Origin of the sequence: Maridesulfovibrio sp. (genome assembly GCF_963676065.1) — a bacterium.
GTDB lineage: Bacteria > Desulfobacterota > Desulfovibrionia > Desulfovibrionales > Desulfovibrionaceae > Maridesulfovibrio.
Window position 1 is genome coordinate 3,242,390 of record NZ_OY780933.1, and the last position, 20,264, is coordinate 3,262,653.

A 20,264-nucleotide genomic window follows, 5' to 3' on the forward strand; every position below is an offset into this window, starting at 1 on the left:
AAGAGTAGCCTGTCCCGGTCACAAACAAAACTTTCCGGAGTTATCAGATATGATCATAAAAAATAAGAAACAAATCGATCTCATGCGTGAGGCTGGGATACTGCTTCATAAAGCCCACATGGTGGCTAAAGATATGTGTGAAGCCGGCGTTACCACCGAAGCAATTAATGCCGAAGTTGAAAAATTCATCACTTCCAATAATGCTGTTCCGCTTTTCAAAGGCGTTCCCGGCAAGGTTCCTTTTCCCGCCGGTTGCTGCATGTCCATCAATGAAGCCATTGTGCACGGCATCCCTTCCGCCAGAAAACTTGAAAACGGTGATATCCTCAGCATCGATATCGGTGTCAAACTGAACGGCTGGTGTTCGGACTGCGCCTGCACCCACGCCATCGGTGAAATTGACGAAGAAAAGCAAAAGCTGATGGACGTTACCGAAGAGTGCCTCCGCATTGCCATCAAAAGAATCAAGCCCGGAATCAAGTGGAGCAAAATCGCCAAGGAAATGGCTAAATATGCCCGCAATGCAGGTTTTTCCGTTGTTGAATCACTGGTCGGGCACGGCATTGGTGAAGGACTCTGGGAATCACCGCAGGTGCCGAACTACCACAGCAGACTGGTTAATGATTTCAAGCTCAAACAAGGGCTGGTAATTGCGGTTGAGCCCATGATCAACGCAGGTGTAAAAACCACTGAAACACTCAAGGATCACTGGACCATCGTAACTAAAGACGGAAAGCCCTCTGCTCATTTTGAGCACACTATCGCCGTAACGGCCAATGGTTCTCAGGTGCTCACTTGCGGTGAGAACGGTGAAGGCTGGGCATTATAGAACCAGATGACAGTTCCCCGCACTCCCTTAGACGTCCTGCAAACAACCTACGGTTATGAATCATTCCGTGGGTTGCAGGAGGACGTAATCAACCGCATCATGAACGGCGGCAATGCAGTTGTTTTCATGCCCACCGGGGGCGGCAAATCCGCCTGTTATCAGATTCCGGCCATTCTGCGTCCGGGAGTCGGTATCGTCATATCCCCGCTGATCGCCCTTATGCGTGATCAGGTCGCGGCTCTGCAACAGATGGGAGTGCGCGCAGCCTGTCTGAATTCTTCGGTACAACCATCCGAGGCCAATCACATTATCCATGAACTGCACAGCGGAAACATGGACCTGCTCTATGTTGCTCCGGAACGACTGGCCCAGCCCGGTTTTCTGGATATGCTGAGCGGAATCAAAGTCAGCATCATCGCCATTGATGAAGCGCATTGCGTTGCTCAGTGGGGGCATGATTTCCGGCCGGATTATCTACGGCTTTCAGTATTTGCGGAAATGTTCCCATCCGTGCCGCGCATGGCCCTTACCGCCACCGCCGACGGCCCCACCCGCAAGGAAATACTGCACCGTTTGTCCTTCAGCGAGGATGACATTTTCGCCACCGGATTCGACCGTCCGAACATCCGCTATACCGTTGTGCCCAAGGAGAGTGAAAAGAGCCAGTTGCTCAACTTCATCAAGAATGACCATTTTTCCGAATGCGGTATCGTTTACCGCATGAGCCGTAAAAAAGTGGAATCAACTGCTGCATGGCTCTGTAAACAGGGCATCAACGCCTTGCCCTACCATGCCGGACTTGATGCTCAAACCAGAGAAGCCAATCAGGCCCGCTTTATGTCCGAAGATGGGATTGTCATGGTCGCGACCATTGCCTTCGGAATGGGTATCGACAAACCGGATGTCCGCTACGTAGCGCATCTGGATCTGCCCAAGACCATTGAAGCCTATTATCAGGAGACAGGCCGTGCAGGGCGAGACGGTCTGCCCGCCGAAGCGTGGATGTCCGTAGGGATTCAGGACATAGGTTTCCTGAAACGGATGATTATGTCCGGCAATGCACCGGATGACCGTAAAGCACTTGAACTTCGTAAGCTGAACGCCCTGCTCGCCTATTGCGAATCTCCGGGCTGCCTGCGCCAGTCTTTGCTATCATATTTCGGTGAGGATATGGAAAAACCGTGTGGCAACTGTTTTACCTGCATCCATCCGCCATCCACTTTTGACGGAACGATTCCCGCCCAAAAGGCACTTTCCAATATTTACCGCACAGAGCAGCTTTTCGGAGCCAATTACCTTATTGATATCCTGCTGGGTAAAGAAAACAAACGCATTTCAGCTCAGGGTCATAACACCTTAAGCACATACGGTATCGGTAAAGAATTTAATTCCGATGAATGGCTCTCCATCCATCGTCAGCTTGTTTCCCAAGGGCTGGTTGATGTCGATATGGAAGGTTACGGATCGCTTAAACTAAACGCTAAAAGCTGGGAAGTTCTGCGCCAGAAACGTAATGTGGCCCTGCGTAAAGATCCGGTACTGGGCAAGACCAAGACCCGCCGGGCTAAAAAGAAATTGATTATCGGCGATGCGAACAGCCCCTCACTTTCCACTCCCGAAGCACAAGAGCTGCTGGAGTCACTGCGTTCGCTGCGCAGCACTCTGGCCAAGGAACAGCATGTTCCGGCCTATACTATTTTCGCGGACAAAACACTTCTGGAACTGGGCTGTTACCGACCCCGCACTACTGGGGAACTGTATGCGGTCAGCGGTCTTGGAGACCAGAAAATTTTCCGCTACGGCGCAGCTATAGTTGAAGTCCTGCTGGCACATGAAGAAAAACACGGCAGGCCGAGTGACCTTTTTCCCATCCCGGAAGATAAAATCAAGGAAGCGCCTTCATCCAAGCCCAAGAAAGAAGGCCCCGTAGTTTCCGCATCCGCGCAGGAAACACTTGAACTGTTTGAAGAATTAATGGACGTTGAAAAAGTTGCCGAGACCCGCAATATTAAATCAGCAACCATCTACGCCCACCTCACTTCCTGCATCGCGGCAGGCAAGGTAGATGTTAGCGACGTATTAGATTTAAGCGCTTCAGAACTGGAATGCCTTAAGGATACCCTTGCATTTTACAAGGAAGAAGGTCTCATGCAGCTCACCCCGATATTTAACGGACTATACGGCAATTATTCATATGAAGTTCTGCGTATGATCCGGGCCGGCCAATAAAAAAACCGACCGGCTTTAAAAGCAGGCCGGTTTTATTCCTACCGTATAATTTAAAATCATTAAGCGATTCTATAAGCCGGAGTGTTGCTCTTACTGGGATGAATCCTGCCCTGCAGAGCCAGTTTACGTACCAACTGGTCAGTAGCGTCCAGAATCTTTTTATCGCCATTAATAAGCGGTCTGTCGTCGCCCCATGAATCAAGCATATCAGGATCTTTAACCGTGAGATGAACCACTGCGGAAAAGAAACGGCGCAGGTTGATCAAAAGAGAAAAAGGCTCCTGATCACGGGAAAGATTCAGACCTTCCATTGATTCAAAGGTCACCTCGAACGGTTCCTGAATCAGAGGATGAAAAACAAGGTCATCGTTCCAGAGATAGCGTGTATTCAGGTACTGTGACTGGTAAGCCACATAATTGGCGTAGGTCCGGGCCGTGCCCACATGGACATTGTAAAGACCATCCAAGGCATCGCCGAAGCAGATGTTAAGATACTCTACCAACTCCTTGAAATAAATACCGCCTCCTTTTTCCACCAAATCGAATTCATAAGGAATCTCCCTATTCTCAGGCACGGAAAGGAGAGCGAGCATGGTCAGAATCTCCTCGACCGTACCGGCGCCTCCGGGATGGACTTTACCGCGATGCGAGGCACGGATAAATGCTTCCATGCGCTCTTCAATAGTCGGAAAAGTCAGCAACTGGGTGACCAGTTCATTAGGCGCTTCAGCAGCGAGAATCTGTTTCTCGGAAAAACCGATAAAGTCCCGGAAGCCGAATCTTTCAAATGAATTCTGCTTACCGTATGCCACCTGCGCTCCCTTGAACGGAGCTTTCATGATGCCTACACCACACCCGGTGATATTCTCCATGTCGGGCATAAAAAGCGCAGTCCAGTATCCTAGTTCTTTAGCAAAATTATATTCATCAAGAGGAACCTGATGTCCCCCCCATGTGAACATGACAAGGCCGCGCTCACCACGATACATCAGCCCGGAATGCTCCACAAATTTCTTTGTGTTGCTGGAGCGGTTGCAATCAACTCCGCAATCGAATTGGGGGGCAAAAATTATATCACGAATTACCGCGGAAATGTGCTCCACAGACTGCCAGATAACATTACGGCCATCGTAGAGACAATCCCTAGGCACACGGGAGCACCGTAAATACACATGCCCGTTTACCGGTGCCACTTCAATCTGCATATCTTTAAATTTCACGCGTATTTCGCGTGTATCGCAGACATCATTCTTATGTACATTAATTAAAGCACCGATGATCTCAGTCATGCGGTTCTTAGGATCAGCCAGCCCTTTGGCAAGACGTTCAATGTCAGCTTCGCTGAACTGCTGTGAAACAATCCTGCGGGGAAGAATGGGAATCTTTAATTCAGTTTGCATAATGGAAATGAGTAATCGGAACGTAATTAAATGCAAGGATAATTTGCATTTCAGGGCAAAAACAAGAGCAGATTATCATAAAATTTAACACAAAACAGCCAGAGTCCCTGCATAATAAGAAAAGCCCCTCGCAACAAAAGTTGCAAGGGGCTTTGTAAATTCAAGCTGGCGGAGAGGAGAGGATTCGAACCTCCGATAGCGTTAACTATACACGCTTTCCAGGCGTGCTCCTTAAGCCGGACTCGGACACCTCTCCGCTTGGAAGAAATGTATCTAGCTAAATCAGCGCACATTGGCAAGCTTTTTTTCAATTATTTTGAAATAAATTTGATAAATGCGAACCAGAAACGACATTTGATCTTATAGCCGGTCTTTTTTTCATAAAAATATCTTTAGAAAATAAAATACCTAGCGATTTAAAATACATCTCACTATAGAATTGACTTCAAAAATAAGTTAAGCTTCTTAAAATTTAAAGGAGTTGTAAAATGTCCCGTACAAGTAAAATCATACTGTTATTTTTAATTTTATTTCTAAACTTTACATCATTTTCATTAGCAACAGACATGTCGCAAGGGCTGCAATGTCCGCCGGGATGGAATGATAACAGGGCTGCTAGAGGGAACGACCTGATAAAACAATGCATTTCCCCTTCCCAAGATGCTTTTATAGAGCTTTACGCCGCTCCCGGTCAGGAAGTACCATTCGGCAAATTGCTTGATGCGTGGACACAGGAAATGACGCAGCGCGGCCTGCCCTTTCAGAACATTATTTCAGAGCAACCCGGACAAGTTTCCGGATATCCTGCGGTGACACGGGTTTATTCAGGGCATACACGCGAGGGCAATCAATTCGATTCGTCATTGGTAGCATCCCGCTATAACGGAGTGAATTACGTTTTTCAGGGACTTTCCCTAAAAGGCCGAGAACAAGCCCGGCAGGAAGTTCGGAAGGCCATGAATACATGGTACTATCCGGGAACAGCTCAGCAGGGATTCAGCAGCCCGCAAGGCGGACTGCCGCTTGGGTCCGGCAACTCCGCCAACACCCCGTACGGGAATGATCCATACTCAAACCAACAGACCGGAGCCGCAAACTCCGCGATGCACGGGCATAATGCAAATTCCGGTAACTCACTGCCTACCATAGTCGGAACTTTCATAGCGGACAAAAAGGATTATTGGGGAGGACATTACTATTACCGGATGTATCAATTCTTCAGTGACGGAACATTTATATCCGGCAACAAAAATGCTGCCACAGGAAAAATAGACGTAGATTCACATAAAAAAAGCTATAAGATATCTAAATCAGGGAATAATTTCACGATCAGCAGCGGCAAATCCTGTACTGATGGATACGTAACAGACACCGAAAGCAACTCCATCACACGGTTTAAAAGCGGCTGCTATTCTTCCGGTGGCAAAGCCATTTACTTCAGGAAAATACCCGGTAACCTCGCTAATAGCGGAGCTTCGGCCAGTACTACCAATTCACAAGACGGAAAACCCACCCTTACTGGTCTATTCATAGCGGACAAAAAGGACTACTTCGGGGGCAGGTACTACCTACGCATGTACCAATATTTCGGCGATGGTACTTACCTTTCAGGCAATAAGGATATCAAGACCGGTAAAATTGATATGAGCACGAACAGATCCCGCTACAAATTATCTAAATCTGGAAAATCATATGCTATTCAAGGCAGCGAAACCTACTGCACTCAAGGATGGGTGACTAAGATTCAAAACAACGCAGTTACCAGATTTAAAAGCGGATGCTACACTTCCGGCGGCAAGAAGATGTATTTTTACAAAATAAAAAATTAAGCTGCATCATAAAGAATCCCCTCACACAAAAATGTTGCGAGGGGATTCTTGTATTTTAAGCCAAAGATTAAATCTTTAATAACATTCTTAAGTGCCAATCATCTTCTGCGGCAGATAAAAAACTATTTCCGGAAAAATGGTCACTAAAACAACCATCAGGACCATGATGACAAAGAAAGGAAAAGTCGCCTTCAAAATATCCTTCACATTGTCATTGGTTATGTACTGGATGACGAAGATGGAAAAGCCGACCGGCGGCGTGACCTGTGACAACTCAACCATAAAAACCACAAAAATACCGAACCAGAGCGGATCGAATCCCGCTGCGATTACAATAGGCAGAACAATGGGCAGGGTCATAACCACGATGGAAATTCCGTCCAGAATCATTCCCAGCATTACATACATAATGCCCAGCACGAAAATAAGCATATACGGCGACAAATTCAGGGTGGCGATAAATTTGGACAGCGCCGTGGCAATCCCCAGAAACCCGACCACCTGAGACAGAAATGCAGCACCGCAGATAATGAAACAGATCATGCCACTGGTCTTTACCGCGGATAGCAACGCCTCCTTAAAATTGTTCAGAGTCAGATTCTTGAACCAGATAGCGATACCCAGTGCTCCGAGCACGCCGATTACCGCCGCCTCTGTGGGAGTGGTCAATCCGGCATAAATACCGCCGAGAACTACAGTAATAAGCAGGAAGACCGGAAAAAGATCCTTCAATGATCCAATACGCTGAGCAGCGGTGAACTTCTCCTTATCCTGCGGTACCAGCGTAGGGTCCATCATGCAGCGAACGATAATGTACAGGGAATAAACACCCGCAAGAGTCAGTCCCGGTATGACCCCGGCAATAAACAACTGCCCGATGGAAGTATCGGACAGAATTCCGTAGATGATCATAATCAGACTGGGCGGAATCAAAAAACCGAGCGTCCCCGACCCCGCCAGCGAACCGATAGCCAGACTCTTGTGGTAGCCTCGCTCGGAAAGCTCGTTATAGGTGATTTTACCTACGGTTGCAGTGGTTGCCGCACTCGAACCGGAAACAGCCGCGAATAGGGAACAGGCCACCACATTAATGTGATACAACCGGCCAGGAATATTGGAAAGCCAAGGAACCAGCCCATTAAGCAACCGGGTGGAAATAGAGGTTCTGTAGAGAATTTCACCCATGAGGATAAACAGCGGCAAAGCTGAAAGCGGCCATGAATTCATGGTGTTCCACATTGAGTTAGCCATAAGATCGCCGATCTTATCCCAGACCGAAATCGTCGGTGGTAAATTCATTTTGCAAAAGAGCATACCGCAAATGGCTGCCGCGTACAGGGAAAAACCTATCCACAGCCCGGAAAGAAGAAACAGAACCATAGCTCCAACCAGAAAAACAGCTAACATCAGAGGATCACTAATCATCAGTAGGTTCCTCCGTGGCCCTGCGGGCTATGAATGCAATGATCTGAATGAGGAGTAATGCAAGGCCGACAGGGATTGCCAGTTGCGGAATCCAGAGCGGAGTTTCGGCAATGGTGTCGGCTGTCATTTCTAGGTCCCATGTTTCGTAAACCATTGATACGGCATACTTAAGAGCAAAAGCAGTGATGGCCGCTCCAAGAAGTCCGGAAATGATATCGGCGATACGCTTGCCGTTTGCCGAAAAATGGGAAGTAAGCAGGTTGATTCTAATCAGCCCGTCTTCTTTCATTGTATAGGCCAGCCCGGTCAAAATCAGGAAAACGAGCGCGTAGCCACCGTACTCACTGGAAACAAGGGAGGATGTATTCAGCACCGCACGCAGAAAAATCTCAAGGACCACTAAGGCCACGATGAAAAGCATCCCGGCAGCTGAAAGAAAGGCCCCTCCAGTAGAGAGGCCTTCGATTAGGCGAATAAATGCACGCATATCAAACTACATTCCATAGGCTTTAATCACGCCCTTGAAGCCTTTTTTGGCTTTTTTGAGGGTATTTTCGAGCATCAGTTTAGCATCTGCGGAAAGCATATCGGCCACTTCTTTTGAAGGCTTTGAAATTACGATACCGTTTTCAGCCAGAATTTTGAGGGATTCATCATTACTCGTGCTGGACTGTTTCCACTGATAAGCTTCAACTTCAGCAGCAGCCTTAAGCACTGCTTCCTGCTGTTCAGGATTAAGCGCATCCCAGTAATCTTTGTTGATGACCATCATATTCAGAGGGAAGGCGTAGTTGATTTTGGTGAAGTATTTAAGATTTTCCCAGAACTTACCGTCCTTACCGGAGACTGCGGATGTCAGCACGGAATCAACAAGCCCTGTCTGCAAAGCGGAATAAAGTTCACCCCAAGGCAATGACATGGGACTGGCACCGACAGCGCGAAGCAGTTCGGCTCCATTTTTGTCATATGTACGGGTTTTCATACCTTCAAAATCAGCAACGGTTTTGAGGGGTTTCTTGGTGAAAAGTCCACTCGGAGGCCAGGGAGCTGCGTAAAGCATTTTCTGATTCCAGCGACGGCAGGCCTTTTCATAATAAGGTTTGGCTGCTTCGTAGAGTTTTTTTGCTTCAGCATAGTTTTTGGCAATCAGGGGCATGGAGCTGACGCCGAAGACCTGATCGGAACCGGCAACAACACCCATAAGGATATCAGACATGGGCAGAGTACCGTCTTTTACGGCTTTTAGCAGCTCAGGACCCTTAAAACCGAGGCTTCCGCCGGGGTGGACGGTTATCTGTACTGAACCGGAGGTATATTCAGCGACCTTATCGGCGAAAAGCTGGGCACCCTGTGAATGAAAATTAGTGGCACCATAAATAGCGTTACAGTCCATCTTAAGATCTGCGGCTTGCGCGGAAACGGCGAAAGCCAGAACCATAATTAAAGTGGTAATGATCCGTTTTAACATTGAGTAACCTCCGGTTTAATTTATTCTATTCTGTTATTTGAGAAATATTTTCCAAAAAAAACATCCATTTTTGTATTTTAAAGACTTAAAAATGATTCGCCATTTTGTATTTTTATACTCTTTTCCAAGCAAGGTCGGTCTAATTTATTATTTTTATACACAGAATTTTATAAAAATAACATCTTTTAATTATAGACAAGTTTGAGTAACGTCTGCCCAAATTGGTAAATTTTAAGCAATAGAAAATGCAATTCATACTTAGCTTACAAGATATACATCAGAGGAGAACATATAGTGCTTATTATTGGTGTAGATACCGGCGGAACGTTCACGGATTTTATTTATAAGGACGGTGAGAAATGGGGAGTACACAAACGTCTTTCTACTCCACACGACCCTTCAGAAGCTGTAATTAAAGGCATTAAGCACATCGCCGGAGAGCGCAGGGTTCAGGTGGTGCATGGTTCTACCGTGGCTACCAATGCAATTCTCGAACGTAAAGGGGTCAAGACCGCCCTTATCACCAATGAAGGATTTGAAGATGTTATCCAGATTGGTCGTCAGAACCGTTCCGACCTTTATGATTTAGCTTTTTGTAAAAAACCGCACATTGTCCCCCCTGAATTACGGTTTGGAATAAGCGGCAGAATTGACCATGAAGGAAACGAAATCGAACCGTTTTCCGAAGAAAAAGTGCAGAACATTCTCAATAAAATTAAAGACTCAGATGTTGAATCTGTCGCTCTTTGTCTTCTTTTTTCCTACTTAAACCCCGAACACGAGAACAGAATGCGCGAACTTCTGTACGGCGCGGGAGTTCCTGTTTCGGTTTCCCATGAAATCCTCGCTGAATTCCGTGAGTTCGAGCGCACCTCCACTACGGTTATCAACGCTTATGTTTCACCAAAGATGACCAAATACCTGACTAAACTTCAAAAAACTCTTGGCGATGATCCTCTACGCATCATGCAGAGCAACGGAGGTTCCATTTCCGCCGAAACAGCCATGAGCGAATCAGTGCGAACCATACTTTCCGGTCCTGCCGGGGGCGCGGTAGGAGCGCACGCAATCGGTAAAATGGCCGGATATGACAGGCTCATCACCTTTGATATGGGCGGAACTTCCTCGGATGTTGCATTAATTAATGAAGAGCTGCCTCTGACTCTGGAATCGGCGATCGAGGATTATCCTGTCAAAGTGCCCATGATCGATATACATACCGTAGGTGCTGGCGGTGGTTCCATTGCCCGTCTTGACGCCGGTGGTTCCCTGACCGTCGGCCCGGAAAGCGCTGGCGCCGATCCCGGTCCCATCTGCTATGGCAAGGGCTCCGAAATTACCGTCACAGATGCCAATCTTTATCTGGGCAGGCTGATTCCCGAACATTTTCTTGGCGGTGAAATGGCCCTGCAAACCGACAAGCTGGACCAAGCAATGGAAAAAATGGCCGCAAAAGCTGGACTTACTCCGGTCGAGCTTGCCGAGGGAATCCTCGATATAGCCAATACCAACATGGAACGGGCCATCCGGGTTATCTCAGTGGAACGCGGATTCGATCCCCGTGAATTCACCATGTTTTCTTTCGGCGGCGCGGGCGGCATGCATTGCGCATTTCTAGCCAAGCTGCTCTCCATTCCCAAACTGTTCATCCCGAATAATCCGGGCATCCTCTCCGCTGTAGGTATGGTCATGGCCGACGTAATCAAGGACTACTCCCTGACCGTAATGCGCACCCAGCACAATACTGACGACGCGAAACTCGAAGAACTTTTTGCGCCTTTGGAAGAACAGGGCCGTAACGATCTGGCCGGGGAAGGTTTCGCAGCGGAAGATATTATCGTAGAAAGATTTCTGGACATGCGCTACCAGGGTCAGTCCTTTGAGATTATAGTCCCCTTCAACGGTGACTGGATCGAGGAATTCTCCCGTCTGCACAAACAGAATTACGGCTACCGCAATGATGACAAGACTGTTGAAATCGTCAACATTCGTCTGCGCACCAAGGGCATGCCCACCAAGCCGGAATTCCCGGAAGCGGAAGCACTGGTTTCCGAAATGGACTCGGAAGCACTGCTCGGCACTACCGAAACCGTCTTTGATTCCGCTAAGCTGGAAACCCGCATCCTAAACCGCGAAAAACTCCGCCCCGGTAACAAAGTGGACGGTCCGGCAATCATCATCGAATACAGCTCTACTCTGGTAATTCCGCCCTTTGCCAAGGGTCAGGTAGATGCATACGGCAACCTAATTTTCGACATTAAGTAGTCAGGAGGTATATATAATGAATGTGAATCCGATCCTCCTTGAGGTTTTCAAGAACAGGTTTGCGGCAATCTCCGAAGAAATGGGCGTAACCCTGACCCGTACGGCTTTTTCCCCCAACATCAAAGAAAGACGCGATCTATCTTGCGCGGTATTTGACCGTAAAGGCGATATGGTCGCTCAGGCCGCCCATATCCCGGTCCATCTCGGGTCCATGCCATTGTCCGTTAAATCCGCTATTGAAAACAGCGATTTCAAGGATGGAGACATGGTTATGCTCAACGATCCTTTTAAGGGCGGCACCCATCTGCCGGATATTACGCTGGTTGCCCCGGTCTTCTGCGAAGGTTCACCGGAACCGGATTTTTACGTGGCCAACCGCGCCCACCATTCAGATGTGGGTGGTATGGCTTCCGGGTCCATGCCTTTGTCTACTTCGCTGTATCAGGAAGGAATAATCATTCCCCCGATCAAGGTTGTGGAAAAAGGCGAGATCGTAACCGGAATCATGACACTGCTACTTAATAATGTGCGTACCCCGGTAGAACGGGAAGGAGATTTTGCGGCTCAGATCATGGCCAACATCACAGGCGTGACCAGACTTCAGGAATTGATCGACAAATACAGTCTGGAAAAAGTTGATTTTTACGCTGCCAGCCTCAATGACTACGCCGAATCCATCACCCGTGCGACCATCCGGGATATTCCCGACGGCATCTACAAATTTACCGACTACATGGACGGGGACGGCGTGGACTGCGAGAACGTACCCATCTCCGTAACAATGGAAATCAAGGACGATTCCGCCAGCCTCGACTTTACCCGGTCCGGAGATCAGGTCAGCGGAAGTGTGAATGCGGTGCGTTCCATCACCCTTTCCGCCGTGCTATACGTATTTCGCTCCCTTATTAAGGGTGATGTACCCACCAACGCAGGCATCCTGCGTCCCATCGAGGTACTTACCCGCAAGGGTTCCATACTTGATGCAAACTTTCCCGCAGCTGTTGCGGGCGGAAATGTTGAGACCTCGCAGCGTGTGGTCGATGTTGTGCTCGGCGCTCTGGCTGAGGCGATTCCGCAACGCATCCCGGCTGCAAGTCAGGGAACCATGAATAACATGACCATCGGCGGCATGGATGAACGTACCGGCAAGCCGTTTGCTTATTACGAGACTCTTGCCGGCGGCATGGGCGGTTCTGCCACCTGTCGCGGAGAGCATGCCACCCATTCACACATGACCAATACTCTGAATACTCCGGTGGAAGCACTGGAATACAGCTACCCTTTCCGCGTAAAAACATATTGTATCCGTAAGAATACCGGCGGATCAGGAAAGATTCCCGGCGGAGACGGCCTTGTGCGTGAGATCGAACTGCTTTCGGATTGCGAAATCACCGTCCTTTCAGAGCGGAGGGTCAATGCTCCATACGGTTTGCAGGGCGGCGGACCCGGAACTCCGGGAAAAAACATCCTCATCCGCAATGGCGAGGAAAAGATACAGCCCGGTAAATTTCATTCACCGCTCAAAAAAGGAGACATTATCAGGATGGAAACTCCTGGCGGCGGAGGCTGGGGTAAATAGACAAATAAGAAAAGCCCCTCGCAACAAAAGTTGCAAGGGGCTTTATAAATTCAAGCTGGCGGAGAGGAGAGGATTCGAACCTCCGATAGCGTTAACTATACACGCTTTCCAGGCGTGCTCCTTAAGCCGGACTCGGACACCTCTCCGCTTGGGTGAGAAGTGTCTAGCTAAATCGAGACTGCTTGGCAAGTACTTTTTAGATATTATTCTAAATAAAATCTAAAAAAACATACTTCCTAAACTTTCAGACTGCCGATAAATTCGTCAATAGATTCAGCCTTTATCCTTTCAAGAACCTTAGGTAATTCTTCAGCAACCTTAAAGGCTGTATCGGGACTGATGAAGTTTGCGGTTCCTATCTGCACAGCTGTAGCTCCGACAAGCAGAAATTCCGCGGCATCTTCAGCACAAATAATTCCACCAAGCCCCATCACCGGAATCTTAACCGCATTCACGGCCTGATACACACACCTGAGCGCAACAGGCTTCACTGCCGGACCGGATAAACCGCCGATGACATTGGCAAGACGCGGGGTTCTGCGTTCAATATCCACCGCCATACCGGATAAAGTATTGATGAGCGATAAAGCATCCGCCCCGCCGTCTTCAGCCGCTTTCGCGCATACAGTAATATCTGTAACATTGGGCGAAAGCTTGATGATTACCGGCTTGTTACCGGCATTTTTCTTTACTGCCTCGGCTACTCGGGTAATCTGGCGAGGGTCCTGACCGAAAGCGATACCGCCCTCTTTTACGTTAGGACAGGAAACATTTACCTCAAGGGCTGCAACACCCTCTTCACCTGCCAGAACTCCGGCCAACTCGCCGAATTCCTCGGCGTCAGTGGCATAAAGATTGGCCAGAACTGGCAAAGTTTTCCAAGGCAGTTTGGGTAATTTCTTATTAATGAAATCCTCAACTCCGGGATTCTGAATACCGATGGCATTGAGCATACCGCACGGAGTTTCCGCTATCCTCGGCATGGGATTTCCTTCCCTCGGTTTGAGGGAAAGTCCTTTAACAACTATCCCGCCCAGAGATTCAAGATCGCCAAAACGTTGGAATTCAAGGCCGAAACCGAATGTCCCGGAAGCGGTCAGGATCGGATTCTTGAGTTTCAGTCCGGCAAAATCAACTGATACATCCATTTCTTAATCCTCCAGACTGAGATTGTTTACATTGAAAACAGGACCGGTGGTACAAACCTGAGTATGATGATCGTCAGCGTCCTTGCAAACACAGCCAAGGCAGGCACCGACACCGCAAGCCATGCGGTTTTCGAGGGAAAGTTCGGCATCTGCACCGTACTTTTTGGCCGCATTCCAGATTGTTTTCAGGAACGGGGTCGGTCCGCATGAAACAATAAGTCCGTCCTTCTCAGCGTACTCTTTGACCAATTCCTCTATCCTTGCGATGATAGTGGGGATGTCTTCGGGGCTGTTTTCCTGAATATCTTCTACATCAACCTTACCCGCTATACCTTTATAAGGGTAATTTTCCAGCGGAGGACGGTGCGCGAAGAACAATTTCAGATTTTCAGGCTGCGGATGGGTGTCGACATAACCGGAAAAGGGAGCTATGCCCATTCCTCCGGCGAGCATGAGTACGGGACGATTCTGCGGTTTGCTGAAAAAATTACCCAGCGGTCCCCAGATATTGACTTCATCGCCTTCTTTTAGCTCCAGCAGACGGGCTGTACCACGACCGACCACCTGAAAAAGGATAGTCAGACTGGTCTCGTCTGCGTTACAAATAGAGAAAGGACGTCCCCAAACGAGGTCCAAAGGCCAAGAAACCGGCCTTATCATAACGAATTGTCCGGCCCGCCAGCCCGGCTTCCAGTCCGGATATTCGAGCTTGAGTTCGACGATTTCCTCACCGGGTGAGGGAAGTCCGAGGGGCTTGTTGCTGATTACTTTAACAGCCCTGCAATTGTTTGCACTCATGATTTAATCCTGTAGATTTTTGCTGACCGCATTTTTAGCGGCATAAGCGTGATAGATTATGAATGAACATAAACCAGAAATTCTTGCTCCGGCAGGCGATAAATCCTCTTTCCTTGCAGCTATAGCCGCAGGTGCTGACGCCGTCTATGCCGGACTTAAACATTTTTCCGCCCGTATGGAAGCTTATAATTTCGCTACCGGCGAACTTGCGGCCCTTGCGGAGCTGGGTAGGGAAAACGGGGTTCGTACCCACATTCCCATGAACACACTGATCAAACCGGATGATATCAATTCCGCTGCCCGTCTTGTGGAACGAATCTCCCGTACCGTCAAGCCGGATGCCCTGATTATTCAGGACATAGCCATGGTCGATATTGCACGACAGGCCGGATTTGAAGGAGAGCTGCATCTCTCCACCCTTGCCAATGTCAGCCATCCCGTGGCCCTGAAGACCGCAGAAAAGCTGGGGGTAGACCGCGTGGTCATGCCTCGCGAACTGAATCTTGATGAAATCAAGATGATGGCCGAAGCATGTCCTGATTCCATGACCCTTGAAATGTTCGTACACGGTGCACTCTGCTATTCCGTTTCCGGCCGCTGCTACTGGAGCTCCTTTTTCGGTGGCAAAAGCAGCCTGCGCGGACGCTGTGTTCAGCCCTGCCGCAGACTGTACGGCGGAGCTAAACGGAAAGAAGCTCCCAAGCGTCTTTTTTCCTGTCTGGACCTAAGCCTTGATGTTCTTACCAAGCCGACCCTTTCCATTCCCAAAGTAAGTTCATGGAAAATTGAAGGACGCAAAAAAGGCCCTCATTACGTATACTACACTGTATCCGCTTACCGCATGCTGCGCGATAATCCCAATGACGCCAAAGTCAAAAAGGATGCCACGGAGCTGCTTGAACTCGCACTGGGCAGACCTTCATCGCACTCCGTATTCCTGCCGCAACGTCCCTATACTCCGCTCGATCCGGCTAACGAGACAGGATCAGGCTTTCTGATCGGAATCACCAAGCAGGAGAAAAACGGCAAACCGTATTTCAATTGCAGACAGGAACTGCTTTCCGGAGACTTCCTGCGTATCGGCTATCAGGATCAGCCCGGACACCAGACCATGAAAATCAGGAAATCCATCCCCAAACGGGGTAAAGTTTCCATTCCCGTAAAAGGAAAAACCCGCCTCAAATCAGGCACCCGTGTTTTCCTGATCGACCGCCGTGAAGAGGGGCTGGTAAAGGCACTTAAACAGCTCGATTCAAGACTTTCAAAGATCAAAGTTGCGGAAAAAGTTGCCAGCAACCTGACTATTGACCTGCCGCACCCCTGCCCGAAAGCGGAACGGACCGCTCGTCATACTTTGCAACGCAACCCGCCGAAAGGAAAGACCAAATTCGGTACCGATGTATGGCTTTCCATGAACGCTCTCAAGCGTACTCCGCGTCCGGCCGTATCAAAGATATGGTGGCACCTGCCCCCGGTTGTCTGGCCTGACGAAGAGAAGGAAATCCAGAAAATTATCGACATCTGTCTCAGCGGCGACGGACACGATTTTGTTCTCAATGCACCTTGGCAGAAAGCGTTTTTCCCGAAAAATGCCAAAGTCAGGTTCCACGCAGGACCTTTCTGCAACGTTTCCAATCCGCTGACCATCGAAATGCTGGCCGATATGGGATTTTCATCCGCCTACGTCAGCCCGGAACTGGCACGCGATGATTTTCTTGCCCTGCCCCAGAACAGTCCGCTCCCGCTGGGAGTTGTACTTTCCGGCATGTGGCCGCTGGGTCTTTCCAGAATCATAGCTGATGAAACAGAACTGATGAGTCCCATCTACAGCCAGAAAAAAGAGATCTGCTGGGCACGCCAATACGGACAAACCTACTGGATTTATCCGGGCTGGCCGCTTGATTTCAACGCGGAACGCAAAGTGCTGGAAAATTCCGGCTACTCCATATTCCTTGATATTCAGGAGCCGTGGCCCCGAGCTGTGCCCGAACCGCACCGCACCAGTAACTTCAACTGGGATTTAAGCTTATTGTAATATTCTCTCGGCTGCGCTGCCATGCAGCCTTAACCCCCTTTAATTGATCCTACGGGTTCCGTACAAATGTGCGGGACCCGTTTTTTTTATATCTATCCAAAAGTTCCGCCGTTCCAGCCAAACATTTCCCTGTCGTGATCTGCGAATTCGATATAAATCCTATCAGCTGAAATACCGAGTTTTTCGCCCATAAATCCTGTTAGTGCCGATGAAAGTTCCTTGCACTGAGAGGCCTGCAAACCAAGACTCTTCAAGGTCAACAGTGCGCACGGATCAAATTTTCCGCCGAAACTCATCTTTAGACCGGAGTGAACGCAAACCATAACGAACGATTCAGGCTTGCCCAAATTGCCCGCGATCAGCTTTGAAATCCCGGCAGTAAAATCTTCACCAGTAACATCTACATTGGTCTCAACTCTAATGAATGGCATTAGGTCCTCCTAAATTATTTACAGTCTTCCAGCATCTTGCGCAGATAATCAGCGGCGCTGCGTCCTTTCAACGCTCGTCCCCAGAGTTCAATCACCATACGGTGATGCAGTTCAAGGGCTTCCGGGGCAGATGTCAGCATGCCTACACCCAACCGAACATTTGGGAAATCACATAATTTATAAGGACTTAAGCACAGAGTGGAACGTTCTGATTGGCGAAAAATCTGAAAATGGGTGCTGGGGACGGAATCGACCAGAATGCCGATCTGTACCCCGATGGGCTGTTCTTCCAGTAGGCGGATTACATTCTCAACCTCGCGCCGGGCAACTGCACGCCGTTCCTGAAGAATATCTTCGGGTAAAACAAATGTACCGACAAAACCATTACGCAGAAATTTCTCGATATTAGTGGCAGAGGCAAGGTTAACCATACTTGGGCAGCGCTGCCTGTAGCCTCGCTTACGCTCTTTCAATACAGCAAGAATATCAGCGATATGCAGGAGAGTTTCCTGATCATCCTGCAATTCAGCAGGCAAGCCTTCTCTAATGGCAATTTCCAGATATTCATCGAACTCATCTGTTGTAAGCAGATAAGAAACCAATCCGAACATAACGGAAAGCTGTTCGGATTCAGCTTCATTCTGCCGCATGCGTTCAAAAAAGCTTATAGCGGAAGAAATGTACTCTACCCCTACTCCCATTAAAGATGGTAGAGATACACCAAACAACTCCGCAATAGATTCCAGGGCTTCCAGCTTGGGAGGATCGCCCTTTTCATAGCGATACAAAGCCGCTCGTGAAACCCCGATGCGGGCAGCGATTTCTTCTGTACTATATTTACTTCCCAGCCTGAATGCCTTCAGGCGTTGACCTATTTCCTTCGGACTAAGTTCGCTCATTCACCCGTCTCCGTAAGAGCTTAAAAGGGGTTCTTTGCCATATTTGTTATCAATTATGACTCAAATTCTCATTTTTGTGAATATTTTTTTTCATTGTTTCAAAAATGAGATTTTTCTTGACATAAGTCTTTTTTTTGAATCACTATGAAATTATCAAATCATAACCGCAGCAATAATTAATTATCTTTTAATTTTTTTTGCAGACTGTTAAATTTGCAACCACCCCCGATTGCCAGTCGGGAACCAGCCGGAGCAAATGGTTCCGGTTTTACTTGATCCTGTGATGCTGTCCCAGCTTCACGCACACACTTTCAGGAGGCTTCCAAAATGAAATTTTTCGGACGAATTGTTACAATAGCTCTGGCTTTGTGCATGGTTATGGGTGGAGTAATTTCCGCCAACGCCGCGAAGTACGAAGCTCGCATCGGTCACCTTGAATCTCCCCTTCAGCCCCGCCATCAGGGCCTTATAAAAGTAGCCAAGCTCGTTAAAGAGCGTACCGGCGGCGAAGTTGAGTTCAAAATTTTCCCCTCATCACAGCTCGGCAACCAGCGTCAGATGAACGAAGGCGTCCAGTTCGGCACCATCGAAGGCACAATCTCCCCCGCAGCATTCCTCGGTGGATTCAACCCCGCAGTATCCATTATGGATATTCCCTTCCTGCTTCCTGTAGACCGCGCAAAAGCACAGGAACTGCGTCAGGGCGAATTCGGTAAAGAGCTGCTTAAATCATTTGATTCAAGAGGCTTTAAAGCAATCGCAACATGGCCTAACGGACGTAAAAACTTCACCTCCAACAAGCCTATTTCCTCCATTGCCGATTTCAAAGGCCAGTCCTTCCGCGTAATGGATTCCAAAATCCTCATCGAGCAGTTTGCAGCCATCGGCGCATCCGCTATTGCCCTGCCTTTCGGCGAGCTTTACACAGCCTTGCAGAACGGCGTTGTTGACGGTGAAGAAAATCCCCTCGATACAATTCAGCGTATGAAATTCTACGAAGTTCAGAAATATCTCGTAACTTCCGAACACGGTGCCATGGAAGACTTTGTTCTCTTCAACCCCACCTTCTGGGATTCACTTCCTGAAAAATATCAGAAAATCATCGTGGATACTTTCATTGAAGTTATGCCCGGTGTTGAAGCTCACAAAGAACAGGCCCAGAAAGACGCTCTCGCTGTGATCAAAAAAGCCGGTGTTCAGGTTTCTCCCCTTAATGCCGCTGACCGCGCTGCAATGCGTAAACTGATGTACCCAAAGACCAAAGCGGCATACCTTGCCCGTGCCGGTGCTGAAGGTCAGAAGTTAATTGACCTTTATGAAAAAGAATACGCACGTATTGTTAAATAGTCAGTAGTTAATTCATGGCAGGAGGGGAATCCTCTCCTGCCTTTTCAGGAGTTTTTTAGATGTGTAAGTTCCTTGGTTCCCTGCTGAACGGGATACGGATTATCGAAAGGGTGCTCATAATCTCCATCAACCTGATCATGGTCGGCCTGTACACCTTCAATGTTCTTGTCAGGGAAATCACTCCCCAATACTCAAGCACATTCGCATGGATAGATGAAGCCACACGGCTGCTTATGGTCTGGGCAATATTCATCGCGCTAGGCCTTGCCCTTGAAAGAGGACGTCAGGTAGCGGTTACAACCCTTTTTGAAAAAATGCCCGACATTCCCCGAAAGGTGGTCGGTATCCTGATCAACCTTACCGGAACTGTTTTCAGCTGTTATCTGGTCTGGCTCGGCATTGCCCTTGTTAAATTCGTAATGCGAACCGGACAGCTGAGCCCCACACTGGGACTGCCCATGTACTGGCTCTACATTGCGCCCACAATCGGTTTCGGATTGCTGGCCTTGCGCTACCTGCTTGAGCTTTTAAGCATTAACGACCGCCACACCCGACCTATGACAATCACGACCAAGTAATAAG

General features: G+C 48.5%; 16 protein-coding genes and 2 tRNA genes. 8 read left to right on the forward strand and 10 right to left on the reverse strand.

What is annotated here, in order from left to right; translation table 11 throughout:
* The first annotated feature begins 49 nt into the window (after positions 1–49).
* Together map and recQ are read left to right on the forward strand one after the other, a co-directional pair.
* Positions 50–829, forward strand: a complete 780-nt coding sequence (gene map, locus ACKU35_RS14550) for a type I methionyl aminopeptidase (RefSeq protein ID WP_319760230.1) — start codon at positions 50–52, stop codon at positions 827–829.
* 6 nt (positions 830–835) lie between these two features.
* On the forward strand, positions 836–3,058 hold the full coding sequence (gene recQ / locus ACKU35_RS14555) for a DNA helicase RecQ (protein ID WP_319760231.1): 2,223 nt from the start codon (positions 836–838) through the stop codon (positions 3,056–3,058).
* Between the two features lie 59 nt (positions 3,059–3,117).
* Here recQ and ACKU35_RS14560 read toward each other — a convergent pair whose 3' ends face one another.
* Positions 3,118–4,458 (reverse strand): PpnN family nucleotide 5'-monophosphate nucleosidase, encoded by a 1,341-nt coding sequence (locus ACKU35_RS14560; protein ID WP_319760233.1) that lies wholly within the window; start codon positions 4,456–4,458, stop codon positions 3,118–3,120.
* Between the two features lie 166 nt (positions 4,459–4,624).
* Positions 4,625–4,714: transfer RNA gene (locus ACKU35_RS14565), tRNA-Ser, on the reverse strand.
* A gap of 232 nt (positions 4,715–4,946) precedes the next feature.
* Here ACKU35_RS14565 and ACKU35_RS14570 point away from each other — a divergent pair.
* Positions 4,947–6,287 (forward strand): hypothetical protein, encoded by a 1,341-nt coding sequence (locus ACKU35_RS14570; protein WP_319760235.1) that lies wholly within the window; start codon positions 4,947–4,949, stop codon positions 6,285–6,287.
* Between the two features lie 87 nt (positions 6,288–6,374).
* Here ACKU35_RS14570 and ACKU35_RS14575 read toward each other — a convergent pair whose 3' ends face one another.
* Genes ACKU35_RS14575 through ACKU35_RS14585 form a run of 3 tightly spaced genes read right to left on the reverse strand, consistent with a single transcriptional unit; the run spans position 6,375 to position 9,180 of the window.
* On the reverse strand, positions 6,375–7,712 hold the full coding sequence (locus ACKU35_RS14575; RefSeq protein ID WP_319760236.1) for a TRAP transporter large permease subunit: 1,338 nt from the start codon (positions 7,710–7,712) through the stop codon (positions 6,375–6,377).
* Positions 7,705–8,199 (reverse strand): TRAP transporter small permease, encoded by a 495-nt coding sequence (locus ACKU35_RS14580; RefSeq protein WP_319760238.1) that lies wholly within the window; start codon positions 8,197–8,199, stop codon positions 7,705–7,707. The genes ACKU35_RS14575 and ACKU35_RS14580 overlap by 8 nt, the downstream gene beginning before the upstream one ends.
* Positions 8,200–8,205: 6 nt before the next feature.
* Positions 8,206–9,180 carry a TRAP transporter substrate-binding protein gene (locus tag ACKU35_RS14585; RefSeq protein WP_319760240.1) on the reverse strand — a complete coding sequence of 325 codons (975 nt, stop codon included), beginning with the start codon at positions 9,178–9,180 and terminating at the stop codon, positions 8,206–8,208.
* 294 nt (positions 9,181–9,474) lie between these two features.
* Here ACKU35_RS14585 and ACKU35_RS14590 point away from each other — a divergent pair, with 294 nt between their 5' ends.
* On the forward strand, positions 9,475–11,445 hold the full coding sequence (locus ACKU35_RS14590) for a hydantoinase/oxoprolinase family protein (RefSeq protein ID WP_319760242.1): 1,971 nt from the start codon (positions 9,475–9,477) through the stop codon (positions 11,443–11,445).
* A 16-nt stretch (positions 11,446–11,461) separates the two neighbouring features.
* Positions 11,462–13,024 carry a hydantoinase B/oxoprolinase family protein gene (locus tag ACKU35_RS14595; protein ID WP_319760244.1) on the forward strand — a complete coding sequence of 521 codons (1,563 nt, stop codon included), beginning with the start codon at positions 11,462–11,464 and terminating at the stop codon, positions 13,022–13,024.
* A gap of 56 nt (positions 13,025–13,080) precedes the next feature.
* Here the strand turns inward: ACKU35_RS14595 and ACKU35_RS14600 are convergent.
* From ACKU35_RS14600 to ACKU35_RS14610, 3 genes are all read right to left on the reverse strand, one after another.
* Positions 13,081–13,170 (reverse strand) — tRNA-Ser (locus tag ACKU35_RS14600).
* A 90-nt stretch (positions 13,171–13,260) separates the two neighbouring features.
* Positions 13,261–14,172, reverse strand: coding sequence for a dihydroorotate dehydrogenase (locus tag ACKU35_RS14605; RefSeq protein WP_319760246.1), 912 nt, complete (start codon positions 14,170–14,172; stop codon positions 13,261–13,263).
* A 3-nt stretch (positions 14,173–14,175) separates the two neighbouring features.
* The gene (locus tag ACKU35_RS14610) at positions 14,176–14,970 is read right to left on the reverse strand and encodes a dihydroorotate dehydrogenase electron transfer subunit (protein WP_319760248.1); all 795 of its coding nucleotides are present in this window, start codon (positions 14,968–14,970) and stop codon (positions 14,176–14,178) included.
* Positions 14,971–15,028: 58 nt separating this feature from the next.
* Between ACKU35_RS14610 and ACKU35_RS14615 the strand changes: the two genes are divergently transcribed.
* Positions 15,029–17,005: a U32 family peptidase gene (locus ACKU35_RS14615; RefSeq protein WP_319760250.1), complete on the forward strand. Its 1,977-nt coding sequence runs from the start codon at positions 15,029–15,031 to the stop codon at positions 17,003–17,005.
* Positions 17,006–17,097: 92 nt separating this feature from the next.
* Here ACKU35_RS14615 and ACKU35_RS14620 read toward each other — a convergent pair whose 3' ends face one another.
* On the reverse strand, positions 17,098–17,436 hold the full coding sequence (locus tag ACKU35_RS14620) for a phenylpyruvate tautomerase MIF-related protein (protein ID WP_319760252.1): 339 nt from the start codon (positions 17,434–17,436) through the stop codon (positions 17,098–17,100).
* Between the two features lie 14 nt (positions 17,437–17,450).
* Entirely contained in the window at positions 17,451–18,335 is an 885-nt protein-coding gene (locus ACKU35_RS14625) for a helix-turn-helix transcriptional regulator (protein ID WP_319760254.1), read from the reverse strand.
* 327 nt (positions 18,336–18,662) lie between these two features.
* Between ACKU35_RS14625 and ACKU35_RS14630 the strand changes: the two genes are divergently transcribed.
* Complete coding sequence (locus ACKU35_RS14630) at positions 18,663–19,682, forward strand: TRAP transporter substrate-binding protein (protein WP_319760256.1); 1,020 nt, start codon at positions 18,663–18,665, stop codon at positions 19,680–19,682.
* Positions 19,683–19,741: 59 nt separating this feature from the next.
* A complete protein-coding gene (locus tag ACKU35_RS14635; RefSeq protein WP_319760258.1) occupies positions 19,742–20,260 on the forward strand; it encodes a TRAP transporter small permease in 519 nt (172 codons plus the stop codon).
* The last annotated feature ends 4 nt before the right edge of the window (positions 20,261–20,264 follow it).

Excerpts from the sequence above, each read along its gene's own strand:
- map (WP_319760230.1), top strand. The coding sequence starts at position 50 with ATGATCATAAAAAATAAGAAACAAATCGATCTCATGCGTGAGGCTGGG.
- recQ (WP_319760231.1), top strand. The coding sequence starts at position 836 with ATGACAGTTCCCCGCACTCCCTTAGACGTCCTGCAAACAACCTACGGT.
- ACKU35_RS14560 (WP_319760233.1), bottom strand. The coding sequence starts at position 4,458 with ATGCAAACTGAATTAAAGATTCCCATTCTTCCCCGCAGGATTGTTTCA.
- ACKU35_RS14570 (WP_319760235.1), top strand. The coding sequence starts at position 4,947 with ATGTCCCGTACAAGTAAAATCATACTGTTATTTTTAATTTTATTTCTA.
- ACKU35_RS14575 (WP_319760236.1), bottom strand. The coding sequence starts at position 7,712 with ATGATTAGTGATCCTCTGATGTTAGCTGTTTTTCTGGTTGGAGCTATG.
- ACKU35_RS14580 (WP_319760238.1), bottom strand. The coding sequence starts at position 8,199 with ATGCGTGCATTTATTCGCCTAATCGAAGGCCTCTCTACTGGAGGGGCC.
- ACKU35_RS14585 (WP_319760240.1), bottom strand. The coding sequence starts at position 9,180 with ATGTTAAAACGGATCATTACCACTTTAATTATGGTTCTGGCTTTCGCC.
- ACKU35_RS14595 (WP_319760244.1), top strand. The coding sequence starts at position 11,462 with ATGAATGTGAATCCGATCCTCCTTGAGGTTTTCAAGAACAGGTTTGCG.
- ACKU35_RS14605 (WP_319760246.1), bottom strand. The coding sequence starts at position 14,172 with ATGGATGTATCAGTTGATTTTGCCGGACTGAAACTCAAGAATCCGATC.
- ACKU35_RS14610 (WP_319760248.1), bottom strand. The coding sequence starts at position 14,970 with ATGAGTGCAAACAATTGCAGGGCTGTTAAAGTAATCAGCAACAAGCCC.
- ACKU35_RS14615 (WP_319760250.1), top strand. The coding sequence starts at position 15,029 with ATGAATGAACATAAACCAGAAATTCTTGCTCCGGCAGGCGATAAATCC.
- ACKU35_RS14620 (WP_319760252.1), bottom strand. The coding sequence starts at position 17,436 with ATGCCATTCATTAGAGTTGAGACCAATGTAGATGTTACTGGTGAAGAT.
- ACKU35_RS14625 (WP_319760254.1), bottom strand. The coding sequence starts at position 18,335 with ATGAGCGAACTTAGTCCGAAGGAAATAGGTCAACGCCTGAAGGCATTC.
- ACKU35_RS14630 (WP_319760256.1), top strand. The coding sequence starts at position 18,663 with ATGAAATTTTTCGGACGAATTGTTACAATAGCTCTGGCTTTGTGCATG.
- ACKU35_RS14635 (WP_319760258.1), top strand. The coding sequence starts at position 19,742 with ATGTGTAAGTTCCTTGGTTCCCTGCTGAACGGGATACGGATTATCGAA.